This is a genomic window from Acidovorax sp. AC410 (assembly GCF_979253235.1).
This window is the reverse complement of record NZ_CEEDCG010000001.1, coordinates 1,044,114-1,064,223: the sequence shown is the minus strand read 5'-3', so window position 1 is coordinate 1,064,223 and position 20,110 is coordinate 1,044,114. Positions and strand designations below refer to the sequence as shown.

At 67.6% G+C, this 20,110-nt stretch carries 16 protein-coding genes; 8 read left to right on the top strand and 8 right to left on the bottom strand.

Features of this window, described 5'->3' with window-relative positions:
- Positions 1 to 147: 147 nt before the first annotated feature.
- Positions 148 to 306 carry a hypothetical protein gene (locus AC0IZS_RS04860; protein ID WP_007858372.1) on the top strand — a complete coding sequence of 53 codons (159 nt, stop codon included), beginning with the start codon at positions 148 to 150 and terminating at the stop codon, positions 304 to 306.
- Between the two features lie 204 nt (positions 307 to 510).
- On the opposite strand, the gene AC0IZS_RS04855 is transcribed toward AC0IZS_RS04860, so the two are convergent.
- Positions 511 to 1,641 (bottom strand): ABC transporter substrate-binding protein, encoded by a 1,131-nt coding sequence (locus AC0IZS_RS04855; RefSeq protein WP_471634615.1) that lies wholly within the window; start codon positions 1,639 to 1,641, stop codon positions 511 to 513.
- A gap of 100 nt (positions 1,642 to 1,741) precedes the next feature.
- Positions 1,742 to 2,863 (bottom strand): ABC transporter substrate-binding protein, encoded by a 1,122-nt coding sequence (locus AC0IZS_RS04850; RefSeq protein WP_471634614.1) that lies wholly within the window; start codon positions 2,861 to 2,863, stop codon positions 1,742 to 1,744.
- A gap of 181 nt (positions 2,864 to 3,044) precedes the next feature.
- Here AC0IZS_RS04850 and uvrA point away from each other — a divergent pair, with 181 nt between their 5' ends.
- The 4 genes from uvrA to AC0IZS_RS04830 all read left to right on the top strand — a co-directional run bounded on the left by uvrA (position 3,045) and on the right by AC0IZS_RS04830 (position 11,109).
- Positions 3,045 to 8,921, top strand: a complete 5,877-nt coding sequence (gene uvrA / locus AC0IZS_RS04845) for an excinuclease ABC subunit UvrA (RefSeq protein WP_471634613.1) — start codon at positions 3,045 to 3,047, stop codon at positions 8,919 to 8,921.
- 224 nt (positions 8,922 to 9,145) lie between these two features.
- A complete protein-coding gene (locus tag AC0IZS_RS04840; RefSeq protein WP_471634612.1) occupies positions 9,146 to 9,856 on the top strand; it encodes a hypothetical protein in 711 nt (236 codons plus the stop codon).
- A gap of 242 nt (positions 9,857 to 10,098) precedes the next feature.
- Positions 10,099 to 10,599: a hypothetical protein gene (locus AC0IZS_RS04835; RefSeq protein WP_471634611.1), complete on the top strand. Its 501-nt coding sequence runs from the start codon at positions 10,099 to 10,101 to the stop codon at positions 10,597 to 10,599.
- A 162-nt stretch (positions 10,600 to 10,761) separates the two neighbouring features.
- Positions 10,762 to 11,109, top strand: a complete 348-nt coding sequence (locus AC0IZS_RS04830) for a hypothetical protein (RefSeq protein ID WP_471634610.1) — start codon at positions 10,762 to 10,764, stop codon at positions 11,107 to 11,109.
- 24 nt (positions 11,110 to 11,133) lie between these two features.
- Here AC0IZS_RS04830 and ctlX read toward each other — a convergent pair whose 3' ends face one another.
- Positions 11,134 to 12,063 (bottom strand): citrulline utilization hydrolase CtlX, encoded by a 930-nt coding sequence (gene ctlX / locus AC0IZS_RS04825; RefSeq protein WP_471634609.1) that lies wholly within the window; start codon positions 12,061 to 12,063, stop codon positions 11,134 to 11,136.
- Between the two features lie 124 nt (positions 12,064 to 12,187).
- On the opposite strand from ctlX, the gene AC0IZS_RS04820 reads away from it, so the two are divergent.
- Both AC0IZS_RS04820 and AC0IZS_RS04815 read left to right on the top strand, forming a co-directional pair.
- The gene (locus AC0IZS_RS04820) at positions 12,188 to 12,619 is read left to right on the top strand and encodes an Lrp/AsnC family transcriptional regulator (protein ID WP_471634608.1); all 432 of its coding nucleotides are present in this window, start codon (positions 12,188 to 12,190) and stop codon (positions 12,617 to 12,619) included.
- A gap of 111 nt (positions 12,620 to 12,730) precedes the next feature.
- The gene (locus tag AC0IZS_RS04815; RefSeq protein WP_471634607.1) at positions 12,731 to 13,699 is read left to right on the top strand and encodes a tripartite tricarboxylate transporter substrate binding protein; all 969 of its coding nucleotides are present in this window, start codon (positions 12,731 to 12,733) and stop codon (positions 13,697 to 13,699) included.
- 51 nt (positions 13,700 to 13,750) lie between these two features.
- On the opposite strand, the gene AC0IZS_RS04810 is transcribed toward AC0IZS_RS04815, so the two are convergent.
- On the bottom strand, positions 13,751 to 14,728 hold the full coding sequence (locus AC0IZS_RS04810; protein WP_471634606.1) for a magnesium and cobalt transport protein CorA: 978 nt from the start codon (positions 14,726 to 14,728) through the stop codon (positions 13,751 to 13,753).
- A 186-nt stretch (positions 14,729 to 14,914) separates the two neighbouring features.
- Here AC0IZS_RS04810 and AC0IZS_RS04805 point away from each other — a divergent pair, with 186 nt between their 5' ends.
- Positions 14,915 to 15,622, top strand: coding sequence for a TorF family putative porin (locus AC0IZS_RS04805; protein ID WP_471634605.1), 708 nt, complete (start codon positions 14,915 to 14,917; stop codon positions 15,620 to 15,622).
- Between the two features lie 5 nt (positions 15,623 to 15,627).
- Here the strand turns inward: AC0IZS_RS04805 and AC0IZS_RS04800 are convergent, their stop codons facing one another.
- From AC0IZS_RS04800 to AC0IZS_RS04785, 4 genes are all read right to left on the bottom strand, one after another.
- Positions 15,628 to 16,110 (bottom strand): Lcl C-terminal domain-containing protein, encoded by a 483-nt coding sequence (locus AC0IZS_RS04800; RefSeq protein WP_471634604.1) that lies wholly within the window; start codon positions 16,108 to 16,110, stop codon positions 15,628 to 15,630.
- A gap of 23 nt (positions 16,111 to 16,133) precedes the next feature.
- The gene (locus AC0IZS_RS04795) at positions 16,134 to 16,943 is read right to left on the bottom strand and encodes an HAD-IIB family hydrolase (protein WP_471634603.1); all 810 of its coding nucleotides are present in this window, start codon (positions 16,941 to 16,943) and stop codon (positions 16,134 to 16,136) included.
- Between the two features lie 37 nt (positions 16,944 to 16,980).
- The gene (locus AC0IZS_RS04790) at positions 16,981 to 17,949 is read right to left on the bottom strand and encodes a hypothetical protein (RefSeq protein ID WP_471634602.1); all 969 of its coding nucleotides are present in this window, start codon (positions 17,947 to 17,949) and stop codon (positions 16,981 to 16,983) included.
- A 511-nt stretch (positions 17,950 to 18,460) separates the two neighbouring features.
- Positions 18,461 to 20,089, bottom strand: coding sequence for a peptide chain release factor 3 (locus tag AC0IZS_RS04785; RefSeq protein ID WP_471634601.1), 1,629 nt, complete (start codon positions 20,087 to 20,089; stop codon positions 18,461 to 18,463).
- Positions 20,090 to 20,110 lie beyond the last annotated feature (21 nt).

Sequence of the window (20,110 nt, the reverse complement as noted above, 5' to 3'; positions counted from 1 at the left end):
TACGGCAACTGCGACCAGTGCCTGCCTCCCCCGGGGCGGGCACTGTGTTCCAGAAAAGGGCCTCGCACGCACCATGCGGAGCTGCGAGGCCCTTTTGTTGAACAAGCATTCAAGCAACCCCCTCAAAACATTCAGGAGATATGAGCCATGTGGAAGATCGTTGTCGGATTCGTGCTGTTTGCGGCCCTGTCGCTGTTCGTCATCATGAAGGCAGGTGACAAGGTGGACATGGGTGGCGAGCAGCATGGCGGCGACTCCCTGCATGTGCCCGCCGCGCCTGCCTCCGGGGCCAGCGCAGCGCATTGAAAAAAGCACCCCCTGAGGCGCTGCGCGCCTTCACCCTCTCTCGACTCGCTGCGCGAGTCGGGAGGGGGACGCCCCCGGTGCGGCGGGGCGGCCCTTGCACGCGGGCACTGGCTTAGGCAGCGCCAGTTTCACAAGCCGTGGGCCTGTGCTGCGGCCCGATGCCAGTCGGAGATGCCCGCTGGACTGATGGCCGTGCAGTCCCCGCTACCGTTTAAACCGGCCGTCCGTGCCGATGATGGACAGGTCCGAGAAATCCAGGCCCGAGTGGTCGCTGGCGCTGTAGGAGAGGGTGAGCCCGCCCATGTCCCAGTTGCGGATGCCCTCCAGGCCCGCTTGCAGCTTTGCGCGGTCGGGCTTGGGGCCGGCGCGTTTGAGGCCTTCAACCAGCACCTTGGCGCTGACGAAGCCCTCCACCATGGCTGGGGTCAGTTCGCTCACGCCGCCCGCCTTGGCCAGGTCCATGGCCTCCTTGATCAGCGCGTAGTTCACTGAGCGTTCGGAGGGGAAGACCTGGGTCACCACCACGCCGCGCGCGCTGTCGCCCAGGGCCTTCACGAAGCCGCCCGAGGCGTTGTTCGACAGGGTCACGATCTGCCCGGTGACGCCCGCAGCGCGCAAGGCCTTGATCCCGTCCACCACGGCCGCGCCGGTGCCGATGAAGACCACCGCCTGGGGCTGCTTTTGCGCCACGCGCGGAGCGATGGCGGAGTAATCGGGCTTGGCGCGGTCGAACTTCTCGATGAACAGGGCCTCGATGCTGTTGGCCTTGAAGCCTGCCTGCGCGCCCGCCAGCCCGTCGGCGCCGAAGGTATCGTCCACATGCACCACACCGATCTGCTTGATGCCCAGGGTGTTCAGGTGGGTGATGGCTTTTTCCACCTCGCGCTGGTAGGTGGCGCGCACGTTGAACACGTACTTGAGCACCGGCTTGTGCAGCACCATGGCGCCGGTGGAGGGGCCGATGAGGGCCACGCCATGCTGCTCCAGCACCGGCACGATGCCCTGCGTGTGCGGCGTGCCGCGCGTCATGAAGAGGCCGATCACCCCCTTCTGCTCGATCAGCGTGCGGGTGTTCTCCAGCGTCAGCTTGGGATCGAACTTGTCATCGAGGGTGATGACCTCCACCTTCTGCCCGCCGACGCCACCGCGTGCGTTGACATGGTCGATGTAGAGCGACGCGCCTTTCATGGATTCCTGGACGGTGGCGGCGGCCGAGCCGGTTACGCCCACCGTCTGGCCGATCAGGATCTGCGCATGCGCCGCGCCCCCGATGGCCAGCAGGGCGAGGACGGCGCTGGCCGTGAACGGGTGGATGGCGGCGGCAACGTTCTTCATGGGGACCCTGTCGGAGGTGTGTGGCAGTGTAGGGTGAAGGTGTGACAAATGGTAGCCAAAAACAGGCAACTGGCGCCACCCCCTCTCCCAAGACAGGAGCTCAGCGGCGGAACTTGCCGTCGGTGCCGATGATGGACAGGTCGGCGAAATCGAGCCCGGTATGGTCGTCGGGGCCATAGCTCAGTTCCAGACCGCCGATGTCGAGCTTGCGGATGCCCTCCAGCGCCACCTGGATCTTCTCGCGCGTGGGTTTGGGGCCCGCGCGCCTGAGGCCTTCCACCAGCACCTTGGCGGCCGCAAAGCCTTCGAGCATGGCCGGGCTGATCTCGTTCTGGCCCTTGGCCCTGGCCAGTTCCTGTGCCTCCTTGACCATGCCGTAGGTGACGGCCCGTTCATTCGGGTACACCTGGGTCACGATCACCCCGCGCGCATTGGCGCCCAGGCTCTTGATGAAGCCACCCGAGGCGTTGTTGGACAAGGTCACGATCTGCGCACCCGAGCCCGCGGCACGCAGTGCGTTGCCGGCATCCACCACGGCCGAGCCCGAGGCGACCATCAGCACGGCCTGGGCCTGGGCCTTGGCGACCTTGGCGGCAATGGGCGCAAAGTCGGGCTTGGCGCGGTCGAACTTTTCCAGCACCACGGCGGTCAGCTTGCTGGCGGCCAGGCCCTTCTGGGCACCCGCCACGCCATCGGCGCCAAAGCTGTCGTCGGCATACATCACCGCGATGCGGTTGATGCCCATGGAGGCCAGGTGGGTCATGGCCTTTTCGGCCTCGCGCTGGTAGGTGGCACGCACATTGAAGATGTTCTTGCGCACCGGCTGGTGCAGCACCATGGCCCCCGTCGAGGGGCCGACCAGCACGACGCCATGCTTGTCCAGCAGCGGAATCATGGCCTCGGTATGGGGCGTGCCGCGCGTGAGGAACATGGCCAATACGTTCTTGTCCTCGATCAGCACGCGGGCGTTCTCGCCCGCCAGCTTGGGGTCGAACTTGTCGTCCATCGAGACCAGTTCGATCTTCTGCCCGTGGATGCCTCCCTTGGCGTTGACGGCATCGATGAACAGCTTGGCACCGTCCGATGTCTCTTTCACGCCCGCCGCCACCTGGCCCGAGTAGCCTGCGGTCTGCCCGATCAGGATCTGTGCATGACCGGTGCTGCACAGCGCAGCAGCCGCCAGGGCGGCAGCGGTCCCCCACTGTTTCCATGTGGTGTTCATGGTCGTCTCCTTGAATTATCTGGTGACTCTAAACAGATGTTCTCCCTTTGCGAACCGGCATAACCCGACGCTGTGACAGGACTTGTCAGTAGATGCACCGCCAGGGGCTATTGGAATGCGGCCGGACGGGGCGCGCGGCGGTGCCTAGAATGTCCCGCCTCACCCTCGAAAGACTGCCTCCATGACCCAGGGACTGATCCGTATCCGCGGCGCACGCCAGCACAACCTCAAGAACCTGGATCTGGACATCCGCACCGGTGAGCTCACGGTGGTCACGGGCCCGAGCGGCTCGGGCAAATCCAGCCTGGTGTTCGACACCCTGTATGCCGAAGGCCAGCGGCGTTATGTGGAGACCTTCAGCGCCTATGCGCGCCAGTTCCTGGACCGCATGGACAAGCCGGCCGTGGACAAGGTCGAAGGCGTGCCGCCGGCCATCGCCATCGACCAGACCAACCCGGTGCGCAGCTCGCGCTCCACCGTGGGCACGATGACCGAGCTCAACGACCACCTGAAGCTGCTGTTCGCGCGCGCCGGCCAGTTGTTCGACCGCGTGACCGCGCAGCCCGTGCGCCACGACAGCCCCGAGACCATCTACGCCGAGCTGCAGCGCCGCTGCGCCGCGGGCGGCGATCCGCGCGTCGTGCTCACCTTCCCGGTCGAGCTGCCCGCCAACACCTCGGCCGAGCAGGTCGAGCAGTGGCTGTCGGCCAGCGGCTTCACCAAGGTGCAGGCCGAGCGCGAGGTGGCCACGCCCACCGGCCCGCGCAAGCTGCTGGACGTGGTGGCCGACCGCTTTCGCCTGGGCAACGCCGAGAAGGCGCGCGTGATCGAGGCCATCGAGGTGGCCTTGAAGCGCGGCACCGGGCGGCTCAATGTCTACCGCCTGGCCGATGCGCCCGAGGCCGAGCCCGAACTGTGGCGCTTTTCCACCGGACTGCACTGCCCCGACAGCGACCTGCGCTACAGCGACCCGATTCCGTCGATGTTCTCGTTCAACTCCGCCGTGGGCGCCTGCGAGACCTGCCGCGGCTTTGGCCGCGTGATCGGGGTGGACTATGGCCTCGTCATCCCCAACGACAAGCTCACCTTGCGCGCTGGCGCCATCAAGACCATCCAGACCCCGGCCTGGAAAGAGGCGCAGGACGACCTCATGCGCCATGCCGAGAGCGCTGGCATCCCGCGCGACACGCCCTGGAACAAGCTCACCGAGGACCAGAAGAAATGGGTCATCGGCGGCACGCCCGGTTACAAGGATGGGCAGTGGAGCAAGCAGTGGTACGGCATCAAGCGCTTCTTCGAGTACCTGGAGAGCAAGGCCTACAAGATGCACATCCGGGTGCTGCTGTCCAAGTACCGCAGCTACACGCCATGCCCCACCTGCGCGGGAGCGCGCCTCAAGACCGAGAGCCTGCAGTGGCGCATCGGCAGCAAGGATGCGGCCGACGCGGTGCTCGAACCCGGCCGGCGCTTCATGCCCGAGGGCGTGCAATGGAGCCGCGCGCAGCTCGAAGCCCTGCCGGGCCTGTGCCTGCACGACCTGATGCTGCTGCCCATCGACCGGCTGCGGCGCTTCTTCGACCGCATCGACTTCGTGGCCGAAGGCGGGCAGGGCAACGAGGGCGACGCCCAGGCCCTGAAGCTGCTGTTCGAGGAAATCACCACGCGCCTCAAATACCTGTGCGACGTGGGCATCGGCTACCTCACGCTGGACCGGCAAAGCCGCACGCTGAGCGGCGGCGAGGTGCAGCGCATCAACCTGACCACGGCGCTCGGCACCTCGCTGGTCAACACCTTGTTTGTGCTCGACGAGCCCAGCATCGGCCTGCACCCGCGCGACATGCACCGCATCACCGAGGCCATGCTGCGCCTGCGCGATGCGGGCAACACCCTGGTGGTGGTGGAGCACGACCCGGCCGTGATGCTCGCGGCCGACCGCATGATCGACATGGGCCCCGGCCCCGGCCGCCTGGGCGGGCAGATCGTCTTCGATGGCACCACGGCCGACCTGCGCCATGCCGACACCCTCACGGGCGCCTACCTCAGCGGGCGCAAGCACGTGGGCTTCGGCTTCAAGCGCATGGTGACCGAGGCCACGCCGCGCCTGGTCCTCGAAGGTGCGCGTGAGCACAACCTGAAGGACGTGTCGGTGGAGTTCCCGCTGCAGCGCCTGGTCACCGTGACGGGCGTCAGCGGCTCGGGCAAGTCGAGCCTGATCCAGGACGTGCTGGCCCCCGCGCTGCTGCGCCACTTCGGCAAGGCCACCGACTCGCCAGGCGCGCACGAGCGCATGCTGGGCGCCGACCACCTGTCGGATGTGGTGTTCGTGGACCAGTCGCCCATCGGCAAGACGGCACGCTCCAACCCCGTGAGCTACGTGGGCGCGTGGGACAGCGTCCGCGAGCTGTTCGCTGTGGCGCCCCTGGCCAAGCAGCGCAGCTACACCGCCGCCAAGTTCAGCTTCAACAGCGGTGACGGGCGCTGCCCGACCTGCGGCGGCTCGGGCTTCGAGCATGTGGAGATGCAGTTCCTGTCCGACGTGTACCTGCGCTGCCCCGATTGCGACGGCAAGCGCTACCGGCCCGAGATCCTGGAGATCACCATCGAGCGCGGTGGCCGCGCGCTCAATGTGGCCGACGTGCTGGCCCTCACGGTGGCCGAGGCCGCCGACCTGTTCGCCAGCGACCGCGACGTGATCCGCGCACTGCAGCCCATCGTGGATGTGGGGCTCGAGTACGTGGCCCTGGGCCAGCCCGTGCCTACGCTCTCGGGCGGGGAGGCGCAGCGCCTCAAGCTCGCGGGCTTCTTGGCCGAGGCGGCGCGCACGGCGGCCAAGTCGCGCCAGGCGATTGCGCGCAAGGGCACGCTGTTCCTGTTCGACGAACCCACCACCGGCCTGCATTTTGACGACATCGCCAAACTCATGCGTGCGCTGCGCAAGCTCATCGACGCAGGCCATTCGCTGATCGTGATCGAGCACAACCTGGACGTGATCCGTGCCAGCGACTGGCTCATCGACCTGGGCCCCGAGGGTGGTGACGGCGGCGGCCTGGTGGTGGCCGAGGGCACGCCCGAGGACGTGCGCCAGCACGCCACCTCCCACACCGGCCAGGCGCTGCGCGACTACGAGCTGACCCTGGGTGCCGGCGGTCACTCGGTACACGAGAAGGCGGCGGTGCTGCGCAACCAGCAGCGCCTGGCCCATACCGGCCAGGCCAATACCGCCAAGAACGCCATCGAGATCATCAACGCCAAGGAACACAACCTCAAGAACCTGAGCGTGGACATCCCGCGTGGCCGTTTCAACGTGGTGACGGGGGTCAGCGGTTCCGGCAAGTCCACGCTGGCCTTCGACATTTTGTTCAACGAAGGCCAGCGCCGCTACCTCGAATCGCTGAATGCCTACGCGCGCAGCATCGTGCAGCCCGCCGGCCGCCCCGAGGTGGACGCCGTCTACGGCATACCACCCACCGTGGCCATCGAGCAGCGCCTGTCGCGCGGCGGACGCAAGTCCACCGTGGGCACGACCACCGAGGTCTGGCACTTCCTGCGCCTTTTGTACGTCAAGCTCGGCACGCAGCACTGCGTGAAGGACGGTGCCGCCGTGCAGCCGCAGACGCCCGAGAGCATTGCCGCGCAGCTGATGCGCACCTTCCGTGGCCAGCACATCGGCCTGCTGGCGCCGCTGGTGATGAACCGCAAGGGCGTCTACACCGAGTTGGCCGACTGGGCCCGCCCGCGCGGCTTCACGCACCTGCGGGTGGACGGCAACTTTTTGCCGACCACCGGCTTCCCGCGCATCGACCGCTTCAAGGAACACACCATCGAGCTGCCCGTGGCCAGCATCGATGTGTCGGCCGAGGGCGAGGCGCTGCTGCGTGAATCGCTCGCGCAGGCGCTCACGCACGGCAAGGGCGTGGTGCATGTGCTCAGCAGCCTCGACGGCCTGCGCGAGGCCATGCTCGCCGGCACGCCCACGGCGGCCATCGGCACGCTGCAGGCCTTCTCGACCAAGCGTGCCTGCCCGGTGTGCGCCACCTCGTACGCCGAACTCGACCCGCGCCTGTTCAGCTACAACAGCAAGCACGGCTGGTGCCCCGATTGCGTGGGCACGGGTGTCAAGCTCACCAAGGACCAGCGCAAGGTGTTCGACGACTCGGTGCAGGACGACAAGGAAAAAGGCCGCGAGCAGACCTTTGCCGAGCCCGAGGTCGAAGACCTGGCCGACACGGCCTGCCCCGGCTGCCAGGGCACGCGCCTGAACGCCACGGCACGTGCCGTGCGCTTTGCGGGCATCGGCATCACCGACATTGCGGCCCTGTCGGTCACCGATGTGCGCCGCTGGGTCGAGACGCTGCAGATCGAAGGCGGCATGACCCGGCGCGAGGCCGACATTGCGCGCGACCTGGTGCCCGAGATCAAGAGCCGGCTCGAATTCCTCGAAGAGGTGGGCCTGGGCTACCTCACACTGGACCGCGGCGCGCCCACGCTCTCGGGCGGCGAGGCGCAGCGCATCCGCCTGGCGGCACAGCTGGGCAGCAACCTGCAGGGCGTGTGCTACGTGCTCGACGAGCCCACCATCGGCCTGCATGCGCGCGACAACCAGATTTTGCTCAACGCGCTGCACAAGCTCGGCGACAAGGGCAACACCCTGGTGGTGGTGGAGCACGACGAGGACACCATCCGCCGCGCGGACCACATCATCGACATCGGCCCGAGCGCGGGCAAGCGCGGCGGGCGCCTGGTGGCGCAAGGCAGCGTGGCCGACATCACGGCCGCCGAAGACTCGCAGACCGGCCGCTACCTGCTGCACGCCATGAAGCACCCGCTGCAGCTGCGCCGCAGCATGCTGCCCAGCGAGCTGAGCGCCGCCGACGCCGCCTTGGGCGATCCCGTGGATGCGCCCAAGGGGCGCCAGAGCGCAGCGGTCAAGAAGCGCGCCGCGCAGGCTGCGGCCCTCACTGCACAGGCCCTGGACGATGCCAAGGCGCGTGCCGCCATCCGCTGGCTCACCGTGCATGGCGCGCACCTGCACAACCTGCAGAACGTGACCGCGACGGTGCCGCTGCACCGCCTGGTGGCGGTCACCGGTGTGAGCGGCTCGGGCAAGTCCACGCTGGCGCGCGACGTGCTGCTGACCAACGTGCAGGCCTGGGTGCAGCAGCGCTCGACCAAGGCCGGGCGCGACGCCATGGATGCGGGCAAGGCCCCGGCCCTGGTGGGTTGCACGGGCCTGGCGGGCTTCGAGTCGGTGGACCGGGTGCTGGAAGTGGACCAGACCCCCATCGGCAAGACGCCACGCTCCTGCCCCGCCACCTACATCGGCTTCTGGGACACCATCCGCAAGCTGTTTGCCGAGACGCTGGAGGCCAAGGCGCGCGGCTATGCGGCCGGGCGCTTCAGCTTCAACACCGGCGAGGGCCGCTGCCCGACCTGCGAAGGGCAGGGCATCCGCACCATCGCCATGAGCTTTTTGCCCGATGTGAAAGTGCCTTGCGAGGCCTGCCATGGCGCGCGTTTCAACCCCGAGACGCTGGCCGTGACCTGGCGTGGCAAGAGCATCGGCGACGTGCTGCAGATGGAGGTGGACGAAGCCGTGGGCTTCTTCGCCGCCATGCCCAGCATTGCGCACCCGCTGCAACTGCTCAAGGACGTGGGTTTGGGCTACCTCACGCTGGGCCAGCCTTCGCCCACGCTTTCGGGTGGCGAGGCGCAGCGCATCAAGCTCGTGACCGAGCTGACCAAGGTGCGCGACGAGGTGGGCCGCCGTGGCCAGAAGGCGCCGCACACGCTCTACGTGCTGGACGAGCCCACGGTGGGCCTGCACATGGCTGACGTGGACAAACTCATCCGCGTGCTGCACCGCCTGGTCGATGGCGGGCACAGCGTGGTGGTGATCGAGCACGACCTGGATGTGATCGCCGAGGCCGACTGGATCATCGACCTGGGGCCCGAAGGGGGCAAGGAAGGGGGGCGCATCGTGGCCGCTGCTGCACCCGAAGCGGTGGTGCAACTGGGGACGCACACGGGGGTGGCGCTGGCGCCGGTGCTGGCGCGCTGAGGGGGTTGAGGGGACAGTGCGCGGGCCTCTGAGGCGGGGGCTGGGATGGGGACAGGAGACAAGGGCAGGGCCCACGTGTGGGTTGGGTGACGTCCTACGGCAGGCGCGGAACTCGGCGCACGTGGCGAAGAAGGCGGAAAACCTACTCTTCGTTTCATGGGTAACGGCGGATAGGCGCCAAGCCCAAAAGCCCTGATCCACCCCCTAACTACCCGCCTACTGCCATGACCTCAAACACCAAAACCCTGACTGCCCTGGCCCTCGTATCCGTACTGCTCACCGCTTGCGGCGGTGGTGGCGGTGGCGGCGGTAGCGGCAGTTTCAGCAGCACCAGCAGCAGCGAAATCGCCCTCGCCGCCGACCCCGATCCCAGCACCGAGCCCGGTGTCCTGACCGTGACCGATGCCACCGTCCCCAGCCTCAACGGCGTCTACGGCAGCGGGCAGCTCACGCTGACCGAGGTGTACTACCAGGAAGCGATGGGCGGCAAGCCCGCCACCTGCGCCTACAAGTTCATGGGTGCCGACAAGGTGGATCCCGCCGCCGTCGCCACCAGCACCGGAACCGCCACGGTCGGCACAACGACCACGCCCGTGTCCATTGTCGGCACCTCCACTACGCAGGCCGCTGTGGTGGGCAACATCACCGCTCCGGTCTCGCTCACCGGCGCAGCCCCCGCGGCAGGCGCCCAGGCGGTTCCTACCGCCTCCGGCAAGATCACCTACCGCCCCTCGGCCACAGGCCTGTATTTCGCGTTCCTGACCTTCAACGGCAAGGAATACGCCAGCCTGGACTCCGTAGACACCCTGGTGGACCGCAGCGGCAACCTGGTGCGCTTCACCAGCAAGACCATGGGGGCCACCGATGGATCGACCGACACCCTGAAGCTGACGGCCATCATCCCCCTGCACGCCACCCGCAATGCCAATTGCTGACACTGGGGCGCACCCAGCTCCTGCGCACACCGGCATTCGCCTTATTCCCCCTCGGCCGGTCTTCAGTCTCCGACCGGTTCTTCAGCCCGCTACCCCCTGGGAAGCGGGCTTTTTTGCGAACGGCGAGCGCGTGATGGCCATGTAGGCGCCGGTCCTACGCGCGGCAGGGGTGTTGGCGCACGCCATCGGCGGGAACCGGCTCCTACGATGCGACTACCCCTACACAACCCAAGAAGATCGCCATGAACTCCCTGCTCAAGACCTGTTCCGCCATTGCCGCCGCCAGCGCGTTGCTCGTCGCCTGCGGTGGGGGCAACAACGACGACCCGACGCCCAGCAACGAACCGGGCGTGCTCACGGTGACCAATGCCACCCTGCCTGGGCTCAACGGCGTGTACGGCAATGGCGCGCTCAACCTCACCGAGGTCGACAAGAAGAATCCCATTGGTTCCGTGCCCGAGTTGTGTACCTTCCGCTTCGATGGCGCGAACAAGGTCGGCTCTAGCGAAACGGCCTTTGGCGACGTGCGCTACCGCCCGGATGCCACCGGCCTGCACCAGATCTTCGTGACCTTCGCCGGCAAGGAATACAGCAACGGCGACACGGTGGACACGGTGGTCGCGCGCGACGGCAACCAGGTGCGCCTGACCAGCAAGACGCTCACGGCCACCGACGAGTCCGGCAACACCCTGCGGGTCAGCGGCGTAGTTCCCATGCGCCCCAACCGCCCACTGGGCTGCTGAGCCCCCGACGGCGCATACCGCTGTCCCCCCACCTGTTTCCCCCCTCGGCCGGCGAGTCCCCTCCCTCCGGTCATTGGCCCCGTCCATCCTGGTGATGGATGGGGCCTCTTTTTTCTGGGGTGCCGTCACAATGGAGTGGCTTTCTCCCGCCCCGCCATCCCCATGCCGCCCCCGTCCCCTTCGCCATCGCCCCAGGTCGTGTGGCTGCACCCCGAGGCGCCTCCCAAGCCGGCACAGGGCGCGCCCTGCAATGGCTGCGGCCTGTGCTGCCTGGCGGAGCCCTGTCCTCTGGGGGTGCTGGTGTCGCGCCGGCGCACCGGTGCGTGCGCCGCATTGCGCTGGAGCGACGGCGAGGGTCGCTACCTGTGCGGCATGCTGGCCGACCCGGGCGGGGTGACCGGCCTCACCCACCCCTGGCTGGTGCGGGCCATGGCCGCCTGGGCCCGGCGCTCGATTGCCGCCGGGGTGGGCTGTGACGCGCAACTGGACGCCGACATTCCGCCGCGCTGAAGACGCCCCACGGTTTTCAGGGAATCAACCCCTGCGCGCCAGGTGGATGCCTGCCAGCATGCAGCGCACCGATCCCCCCGCGAGCTCGATGGTGGGCACGGTCAAAGGCAGCAGGGCGGCGCTGCGCCCGATCACGGCCTTCTGCCCGGCGGTGAGGCTGGCCGCTGCGCGCGCTGAAAGGGCCAGCACCCTGCCCTGGGTGCCTGCAAGCTCCAGCGCGTTGCCTGCGAATTCGCCGATCTGGTGCGCGCTCAGTTCCACCAGCGCGCGGCCCGACTCGGCAAGGCGCTCGCGCACGGCCTGCCGGCGTGCCGGATCGCTGATCAGGTCAAAGCCACCCAGCGCGAAGTCGGTGCCAATGCACAGCATCACGTTGGTGTGGTAGCACGGCCGGCCTTGCGCATCGGCCGTGGCAAAGGCCATGGGCTCGTAGTTGAAGTGGGTGCAAAAGCGCTCCAGCGCCACCGGATCGGCGCGGTTCGACCGGGCGGTGTACGCCACGCGCGCGACGTGGTCGAGCACCATGGCACCGGTGCCTTCCAGGAACATGCCATCTGCCTCCAGGCCCGAGTAGTCGATCACATCCTGCACGCGGTATTCAGCCTTGAGCATCTCGATCACGTCGGCGCGCCGCTCGCGCCGGCGGCTCACGGCACACATCGGGTACAGGGCCACATGCCCGCCCGCATGGGTTGAAAACCAGTTGTTGGGGAACACCGCATCCGGCGTATCGCATTCGCCCGCATCCTCGAACAGGTGTACGCGCACGCCGGCCGCCTGCAATTGGGCGGCTGCGGCCGTCACTTCGGCATGGGCCTGTTGCGCGATGGCGTCGGGCGGGTCCGCTGCGGGGGATTGAAAGGCGTTGTCGGCGCGGGTTTCGGGATTGGGATGGAAGCGGTGCGGGCGCACCATCACGACGGCGGCTGGGGCCTGGGCAGAAGGGTGTGGCATAGGGCGGTGGGTGGGGAAGACAGGGCAAGCCAGGAATTTTCTGCACAGCCATCGCCATTGAAAAGCGGCAGGACAGATCAAAATGTGCTGAAAATTAGCACTAAGACCAACTGAATAAATCACTATGATCAATCTCGACGACACCGACCGCGAAATCATCGGCATCCTGCGCGCCGATGCCCGCACCCCCGTGGCCGTGCTCGCGCAGAAGCTGCGTGTATCGCGTGGCACCGTGCAGAACCGCCTGCGCAAGATGGAGGACAGCGGCGTGATCACGGGCTACACCGTGCGCCTGCGCCCCGATTCGGAACCCCAGCGCATACGCGCCTGGATGAGCATCGCGGTGGAGGGCAATGCCGCTCCCGAGGTCATCCGCGCGCTGCGCGGCGAGCCCACGGTGGGCACCTTGCACAGCACCAACGGCCGCTGGGACATCGTGGCCGAGGTGCGGGCCGAGAGCCTGGAGGCCTTCGACATGGCGCTGGGGCGCATCCGCCTCACGCCGGGCATCGGCAACACCGAGACCAGCATCCTGCTGTCGACCTACAAGGCCTGAGCCAGACAAGGAGATGCCTCCTTGGCGACAGGGGCTAGGGAGTTTCCTGCATGCCCATTCAGGCGGGACTGCAGTCCAATGCAGGGATCTATGTCTTCCAAGGATCCCACCATGCAACGCCGCCGCCAGATCATCCAGTGGGGTGCCGCCGCAGTGGCCGCGCCCGCCTCTTTGCTGGCCCGCGCCCAGAGCTTTCCGAACAAGCCGATCAAGCTCGTGATCGCCTTCCCGGCGGGCGGCCCTACCGACATCACCATGCGCTCCCTGGCCGACAATGCGGGCAAGATCCTGGGCCAGCCCGTGATCGTGGAAAACAAGCCCGGCGCCGGCGGCACGCTGCCGGCGCAGCAATTGCAGAGCGCGGCGCCCGACGGCTACACCGTGGCGCAGATTCCCCTGGGCGTGTTCCGCCTGCCCTACACCACCAAGATCAACTGGGACCCGGTCAAGGACATCGCCTACGTGCTCAACGTGACGGGCTACGCCTTCGGCCTGGTGGTTCCGGCCGACTCGCAGCTCAAGACCTGGACGCACTTTGTCGCCTGGGCCAAGGCCAATCCCGGCAAGCTCAGCTACGGCTCCACCGGCACCATGACCAGTCCGCACCTGACCATGGAACTGATCGCCCAACAACTGGGGCTGGAGCTGCTGCACGTGCCCTACAAGGGCAGCGCCGACCTGATGCAGTCCATCCTGGGCGGGCAGATCATGGCGGCGGCTGACTCCACGGGTTTTGCGCCCCAGGTCGAGGCGGGCAAGCTGCGCGTGCTCAACACCTGGGGGGCCGAGCGCCTGGCCAAGTTCCCCGACGCGCCCACGCTCAAGGAACTGGGGCTCAACCTGGTGCAGAACTCGCCGTTCGGCATCGGCGCACCCAAGGGCACGCCCGACGCAGTGGTCAAGCGCCTGCACGACGCCTTCAAGAAGGCCATGGAGCAGGAGAGCTACCGCACGGCCCTGGCCCGCTACGACATGGTGCCCATGTACATGAGTACCTCGGCCTACCAGAAGTTTGCGCAGGAAACCTTTGCACGCGAGAAGGCGCTGGTCGAGAAGCTTGGTCTGGCCAAGCCCTCCTGACCCGAAGGCGGCGGCTTCGGCCCCTTTCTTGCGCGCTTGGCGCGGAAAGGGTCAGAGCCAGCCGGCCTTGCGGAACCGGTAGTACAGGTAGCCGCAGGCGCTGCCGATGACGGCCAGGGCCGCCGCATAGCCATAGCGCCACTTGAGCTCGGGCATGTGCTCGAAGTTCATGCCCCAGATGCCGGCGAAGGCCGTGCACACCGCGAACAGGCTGGCCCAGGCGGCCAGGCGCTTGACGACCTCGCCGTCCTCGATGGTCACCATCGACAGGTTGACGTGGATGGCGGTGCCGATGGAATCGCGGATCGAGTCGATGGAGGCGTTGATGCGGCCCAGGTGGTCCACCACGTCGCGGAAGTAGTCCTGCGAGGCGCTGCACAGTTGCGGTACGCGCCCGCCGTGCAGCCTGCCCGCGCTTTCCAGCAGCGGTGCCACTACATGCTTGAGCACCGTCAGCCGCTGCTTGAGCGCATACAGGCGCTGGACGCTGCCGCGCGCCTCGCCTTTGGAAGAGAAGATTTGCTGCTCGATGGTCTCCAACTCCACTTCGAGCGCATCGATGATGGGAAAGTAGCGGTCCACCACCGCATCCATCAGTGCATACAGCACGAAGCCCGGCCCGGTGGCCAGCAGTTCGGGCTCGCGCTCGCAGCGCTGGCGCACGCCGACAAAACCTTGCTCGCTGCGGTTGCGCACGGAGATCACGTAGTTGTGGCCCACAAAGACATTGAGCTCGCCGATGCGCGGCGGCGTGGCGTTCAGGCCATCGATCTCCAGCAGGTGCAGCACCACGAAGAGCGAGTCGCCGTACTCCTCCACCTTGGGCCGTTGGTGGCCATGCTGGGCATCTTCGATGGCCAGCGGATGCAGGTGGAAGGCCTGCTGCAGCTCGGCCAGCTCCTGCTCCGTGGCATCGTGCAAGGCCACCCACACGAAGCAGTTGGGCAGGTGGATGTGGTCGCCGATCTCGCTGACGGGAATGTCGGCGAGCTTGGTTCCGTTCTCGTAGACAACGCAGTTGATCAGCATGTTGGCTCCAGGCGCTGGGGGGGCGGGCAATGATCTTGCCATTGCACCGCGTGCCGGTGCATGCGTGCGGGCCGCCGGGCGGCATTTCTGGCAAAAGCTTTACGCTGGGCACCGAAGTTTTTACGCGGTCTTTATGGGCGCCTGCCTACGCTCGAACCCCTGTCCATCTGCGTTTGATTGCAATCCATGAAATTTCCCCGCACCCCTTTCGCCGTTGCCCTGCTGGCCGCGTTTCCCCTGCTGGCCAGCGCCCAGCTGACTGGCAACGTCAGCCTGACCACCAACTACAAGTTTCGTGGCCAGGACCAGGATGTCTCCAAGGCCCGGGCCATCAAGCCCGCGATCCAGGGCGGCTTCGACTACGCCTTCGGCGAGTCCGGTTTCTATGTCGGCAACTGGAACTCCAGCGTCGACTGGCTGCCCGGCAACTCCATCGAGTCCGACATCTATGGCGGCTACAAGTTCAAGGCCGGCTCGGTGGACCTGGACGTGGGCCTGCTGACCTACATCTACCCCGGCAACAGCAACGGCAACACCACCGAAGTCTATGGCGCGGCCACCTTCGGCCCGGTGACGGCCAAGTACTCGCACACCCTGTCCAAGGACTACTTCGCCTACGCCGGTCCCGGCTTCAAGGGCCGCAACACCGGCTACCTGAACCTGGCGTTCGCGCAGGAAGTGGCGCCCAAGATCACCGCCAAGGCCTCGGTGGGCTACACGCGCTTTGGTGGCGATATCGCTGCCCCCAACTATCTGGACTACAGCGTCGGCGGTGCCTATGACTTCGGTTCGGGCCTGTCGCTGGGCGCTGCCGTGGTGGGCGCCACCAAGAAGGACTTCTTCGGCCCCGTCAACCAATCGCGCGTGATCGTCTCGCTGACCAAAACCCTGTAAATCTTTCAGGGGCGCACGAGGCGTGCTGGCATATGGTTCAGCTTGAGCGCCATGTTGGCCCGGCCTTCGCCGAAGTGCACCAGCCAGGCGTGGGTGATGCGGCTGTTGGCCTGGCTCGCGCTCCAGAACCAGGTGGGAGGCGTGTCGGGAAACGCCTGGGTGTCGATGGCGGGGTGGCTGCGCGCCTCGTCCACCAGCGCGTGCAGTTCACGCACCGTGGGCAGGCGCCAGCCGGCCTGTTGAGCGGCGTGTTGTGCCGCTTCGATCTGGGTGAAGGCCTGGGGCTCGCCTGCGCAGCCTGCGCCGGTCCACTGCATGCCTTCGGCGCAGCGGCGCCAGGTCAGGCCGGTGCTGCGGTCGTGTACTTCCTGGCCGCCGGCGCGCACAGAAAAGCGGGTGGGCGCATGCCCGGCCGTGAGCAGATAGACGCACCAGGCCACCACCCCTGCGGCGAGCCACGCCATCGCGAAGGGCTTGCGCCGGGACATGTGCGCAGCGGGCTGGCGAGCCGTCAAGCGGTGGCGGGCATGCCCGCCAGGACGCGTTGCGCCACTTCACTGAAACCGGCGCCGCGCTCGCCCTCGGTCACATAGCGTGGCAGGTGCGCCAGTTGTGGCACGAAGCGCGCGATGTTGGCCACGCCCACGCTGTGCGGGAAGTGCTGGAACATGAGCTGGTCATTGGTCGAGTCGCCCACGTAGACCCAGCGGCCGATCTCGGCATCGAGGTCACGGCCGAACAGCTCGCGCACGATCCAGCGCGCTCCTTCGAGCTTGTTGTGTGCGCCAAACCAGCCATTGATGTGGATGCTGCTCACCGTCGCGTTCATGCCTGCAGCACGCATGCGCTGCACGGCGGCGTCGATGGCGTCCTGCGGCAACTGGGTGAACTCGCTGTGGTCGATGGCGATGTCGGTCTCGCGCCCCGCGGAGTCGGTGGCACGGTTGGCCCCCGGCACCTCGCGCTCCACCTGTGCCAGGACCTCCTGCATGCGTGCGTAGTTGGCCTGGCGGGTGGGTCCGTCCTGCTGGTAGGTCTTGGCCAGGGTTTGGCCCGCAGGGCCGTCCACGCGGCGCAGGGCGACGGCGCCGTTCTCGGCCACGATGGCGTCCACGGGCCAGCTCAGCGCGAAGGGCTCGCTCCAGCCGACCGGCCGGCCGGTGATGGGGATCACGTGCAGGCCGGCGGCCCGCAGCGCGCCCAGCGCCTGCAGGGCGTCGGGCGTGATCGCACCGTCAGTAGTCAGCGTGTCGTCGATGTCGGTGAAGACACCGAGCAGGGGAGGGGTGGCTGCGATATGCCAGTGGGTCAGGGGATGCATGAAGGCGGGGGCAAAAAATGGGACCGGCGTAGCCGGGTCAGAACAGCAGGTCCAGGATGCGGTGGATCAAGGCGAAGCCGAGGACCGTGACCACCACGTAGCCGATCGACAGAAGGGTCCGGCGGCGGTCCTGGCGGTTGGTGGCGGTGCGGTAGATCCAGGCTGCAATGGGCGGCACCACGATGGGGACCAGGATGGCCAGGCCCATCATCGGGATCACGACAAAACCGCCCCAATTGTCGGCCGTGTTCATGGTCCGCGCCGACTGGAAGACCTGGTAGGCCGGGATGGCCAGCGCAATGAACAGGGCGACCGAGGCGGCCGCTACGCTGATGTAGCGGGCCATGGCGACATACACCGCAGCACCGGCGAGGAGGGCCCCCCACCATTGCAGGGCGGCCCAGCGCTCGCGCTCGCGGGCCTGGTTGGCGGAGGCCGCCTTGGCCGCGCGCGCCCGGGTCTCGCGGGCTTGTGCGGCGCAGGTTCCGCGTTGCTCGCACGACGCATTGGCGGCCAGAAAACTGCGCAGCGCGTCCTGCCTGGGCTGCGCGAGCGCGGTAACGATCGCGCTCCGCTCGGATTCCCGGTCGAGCGCGTCGGACCGGATGCGCAGCCGCCCCTGCTGCTGGGCGGCGAGGAGCACGGCGCCCGCATCCCCTGCGGCAGCTTGCAGCGCCGGACCGCGGCACAGATAGGGCAGGGCCTTGTCGGGTGCCAGGGGTGCTTTGGCCTGGTAGCGGGGAGTCTCGCAGGCCATCGACCAGGCGGGTGTGGCGGCCTGGGCCGCAGCACGCTCCGGCAGCAGTTCCAGATCGAATGCTTCCAGGGCCAGCGCCCTGCTGCCGGTGTTGCGCAGTTCCACCAGGGCGAAGACGCCGGGTGCTGGTGCCACGCCGGGGGTCGGGCTGGCGGTGGGTGCCCTGGCGTTGTCGCGCAGTGCCCAGACGCCGGGGCGCAGGCTCACCAGGCGTTCCCGCAGGCTGCCGATCTCGTCAGGCAAGGGCACGCTGGCCTCGGGCAGTGCGATGCGCAGCTGGCGGGCCAGCAGGGCGTTCCACCAGGCCTTGGCGTCGCGGGCGCGGGCCGTGCTGTCTGGTGAGCCGACGGACGCGATGGCCTGGCCCAGGGTTTCGGTCGTCGGGGCGAAATTGCCTGCCGGTTGCAGGCTGGCCAGCCAGCGCAGCAGCAGGGCCTGGCGCAGGGCGGCGGCTTCGCGGGGGGCGGCCCAATGCCTCCAGCGCCTGGGGCCAGTGCATGGACTCGACGGGCGGGTCGCCGACCGGCATGTTCAGAATGTCCTGGACGAGCGGGATTTCCGCGCGTGGCGCGGCGGGCTGCCTGGCGCCGCTGCGGGGCGGGTCTGCCACGGCCAGGGTGCAGCCCAGTCCCAGTGCGACCACCAGCATGAACCGCCGCAGCAGGCCTGCCGCCCTCCCACGGAGCGCAGGCCGTGCTATCGGGGGCTGGGCGTGCCGCATGGGAGGGACGATGGCCGGGAGATGGCGGGAGGAAGAGGCTCAGCTCGCGTTGCCCAGGCTCAGCCCGGCGTGTTCGCGCAGCGGGTGGAAGTGGATCTTGGGAAAACGTTCCTGCGCCAGCCGCACGTCGTAGGGCGAGGTGCACAGGTAGGCCAGCGTGTCGGCCGCATCGTGCGCCAGGCGCAGCGGGTAGGCGTCGGTGAAGGCGCGCAGGTCGGCCGGGCTGTCGGCGGTGATCCAGCGGGCGCCGGTGTACTGGCAGCCTTCGAGACGCACGTCGGCGTCGTACTCGGCCTTGAGGCGGTGCTGCACCACTTCGAACTGCAACTGGCCCACGGCCCCGAGCAGCATGTTGCCGCCGGCATCGGGCTTGAAGACCTGGATGGCGCCTTCCTCGCCCAGCTGGGCCAGGCCCTGCTGCAGCTGCTTGGTGCGCAGCGGGTTCTTGAGCACCACGGTCATGAACATTTCGGGCGCGAAGAAGGGCAGGCCGGTGAACTGCAGGTTGGCGCCATCGGTGATGGTATCGCCCAACTGCACACCGCCGTGCGTGGTGAAGCCGATGATGTCGCCCGCATAGGCCTCTTCGACCGCTTCGCGGCGCTGGGACATGAAAGTCACTACCGAGGTGGGGCGCAGCTCCTTGGCGCTGCGCTGCACCTTGAGCTTCATGCCCGGCATGTACTTGCCCGAGGCCACGCGCACGAAGGCGATGCGGTCGCGGTGGTTGGCGTCCATGTTGGCCTGCACCTTGAAGACCACGCCGGCAAAGCCCTCGTCCTCGGGCTGGATGGTCTTTACCACGGGCTGCTTGTTCACCTGCAGCGTGCTCACGCGCGGGCCCGGGGGCGGGGCCATGTCCACCAGGGCGTCGAGCACTTCCATCACGCCGAAGTTGTTCACCCCGGAGCCGAAGAACACGGGCGTCAGCTTGCCGGCCAGGAAGGCCTCGTGGTCCCATGCGGGCGATGCGCCCACGGCCAGCTCCATGCTTTCGAGCGCGGCATCGAACTCGGCGCCGAAGCGCGCACGCAGCGTGGTTTCGTCGGACAGCGGGATGGCCTCGAAATCCTGCGGGCGGCGCTCGCTGCCAGACTCGAACACCGTCATGGTCTTGTTGCGCAGGTTGATGATGCCGCCGAAGGCCTTGCCCTGGCCCACGGGCCAGGTCATGGGGCAGCAGGGCATGCCCAGCTCGCGCTCGACTTCGTCCATGATGTCCAGCGGGTCGCGCACTTCGCGGTCCATCTTGTTCACGAAGGTGATGATGGGCGTGTCGCGCTGGCGGCAGACCTCGATCAGGCGGCGCGTCTGCGCTTCCACGCCGTTGGCCGCGTCGATCACCATCAGCGCCGAATCCACGGCGGTGAGCACGCGGTAGGTGTCTTCCGAGAAGTCCTTGTGGCCGGGCGTGTCGAGCAGGTTGATCACGTGCTCGCGGTACAGCATCTGCATGACCGAGGAGGCCACCGAGATGCCGCGCTGCTTTTCGATCTCCATCCAGTCCGAGGTGGCATGGCGGCTGGCCTTGCGCCCCTTGACGGCGCCGGCGATCTGGATCGCGCCCGAGAACAGCAGCAGCTTTTCGGTCAGCGTGGTCTTGCCCGCGTCGGGGTGGGAAATGATGGCAAAGGTGCGGCGGCGCCGGGTTTCGGGGGCGTAGGACACAGGGGAATTCCAGGAGAGGGG

Excerpts from the sequence above, each read along its gene's own strand:
- AC0IZS_RS04820 (WP_471634608.1), top strand. The coding sequence starts at position 12,188 with ATGATCAATCTCGACGACACCGACCGCGAAATCATCGGCATCCTGCGC.
- AC0IZS_RS04855 (WP_471634615.1), bottom strand. The coding sequence starts at position 1,641 with ATGAAGAACGTTGCCGCCGCCATCCACCCGTTCACGGCCAGCGCCGTC.
- AC0IZS_RS04835 (WP_471634611.1), top strand. The coding sequence starts at position 10,099 with ATGAACTCCCTGCTCAAGACCTGTTCCGCCATTGCCGCCGCCAGCGCG.
- AC0IZS_RS04860 (WP_007858372.1), top strand. The coding sequence starts at position 148 with ATGTGGAAGATCGTTGTCGGATTCGTGCTGTTTGCGGCCCTGTCGCTG.
- AC0IZS_RS04795 (WP_471634603.1), bottom strand. The coding sequence starts at position 16,943 with ATGCATCCCCTGACCCACTGGCATATCGCAGCCACCCCTCCCCTGCTC.
- AC0IZS_RS04805 (WP_471634605.1), top strand. The coding sequence starts at position 14,915 with ATGAAATTTCCCCGCACCCCTTTCGCCGTTGCCCTGCTGGCCGCGTTT.
- AC0IZS_RS04800 (WP_471634604.1), bottom strand. The coding sequence starts at position 16,110 with ATGTCCCGGCGCAAGCCCTTCGCGATGGCGTGGCTCGCCGCAGGGGTG.
- AC0IZS_RS04810 (WP_471634606.1), bottom strand. The coding sequence starts at position 14,728 with ATGCTGATCAACTGCGTTGTCTACGAGAACGGAACCAAGCTCGCCGAC.
- AC0IZS_RS04840 (WP_471634612.1), top strand. The coding sequence starts at position 9,146 with ATGACCTCAAACACCAAAACCCTGACTGCCCTGGCCCTCGTATCCGTA.
- AC0IZS_RS04850 (WP_471634614.1), bottom strand. The coding sequence starts at position 2,863 with ATGAACACCACATGGAAACAGTGGGGGACCGCTGCCGCCCTGGCGGCT.
- AC0IZS_RS04830 (WP_471634610.1), top strand. The coding sequence starts at position 10,762 with ATGCCGCCCCCGTCCCCTTCGCCATCGCCCCAGGTCGTGTGGCTGCAC.
- ctlX (WP_471634609.1), bottom strand. The coding sequence starts at position 12,063 with ATGCCACACCCTTCTGCCCAGGCCCCAGCCGCCGTCGTGATGGTGCGC.
- uvrA (WP_471634613.1), top strand. The coding sequence starts at position 3,045 with ATGACCCAGGGACTGATCCGTATCCGCGGCGCACGCCAGCACAACCTC.
- AC0IZS_RS04815 (WP_471634607.1), top strand. The coding sequence starts at position 12,731 with ATGCAACGCCGCCGCCAGATCATCCAGTGGGGTGCCGCCGCAGTGGCC.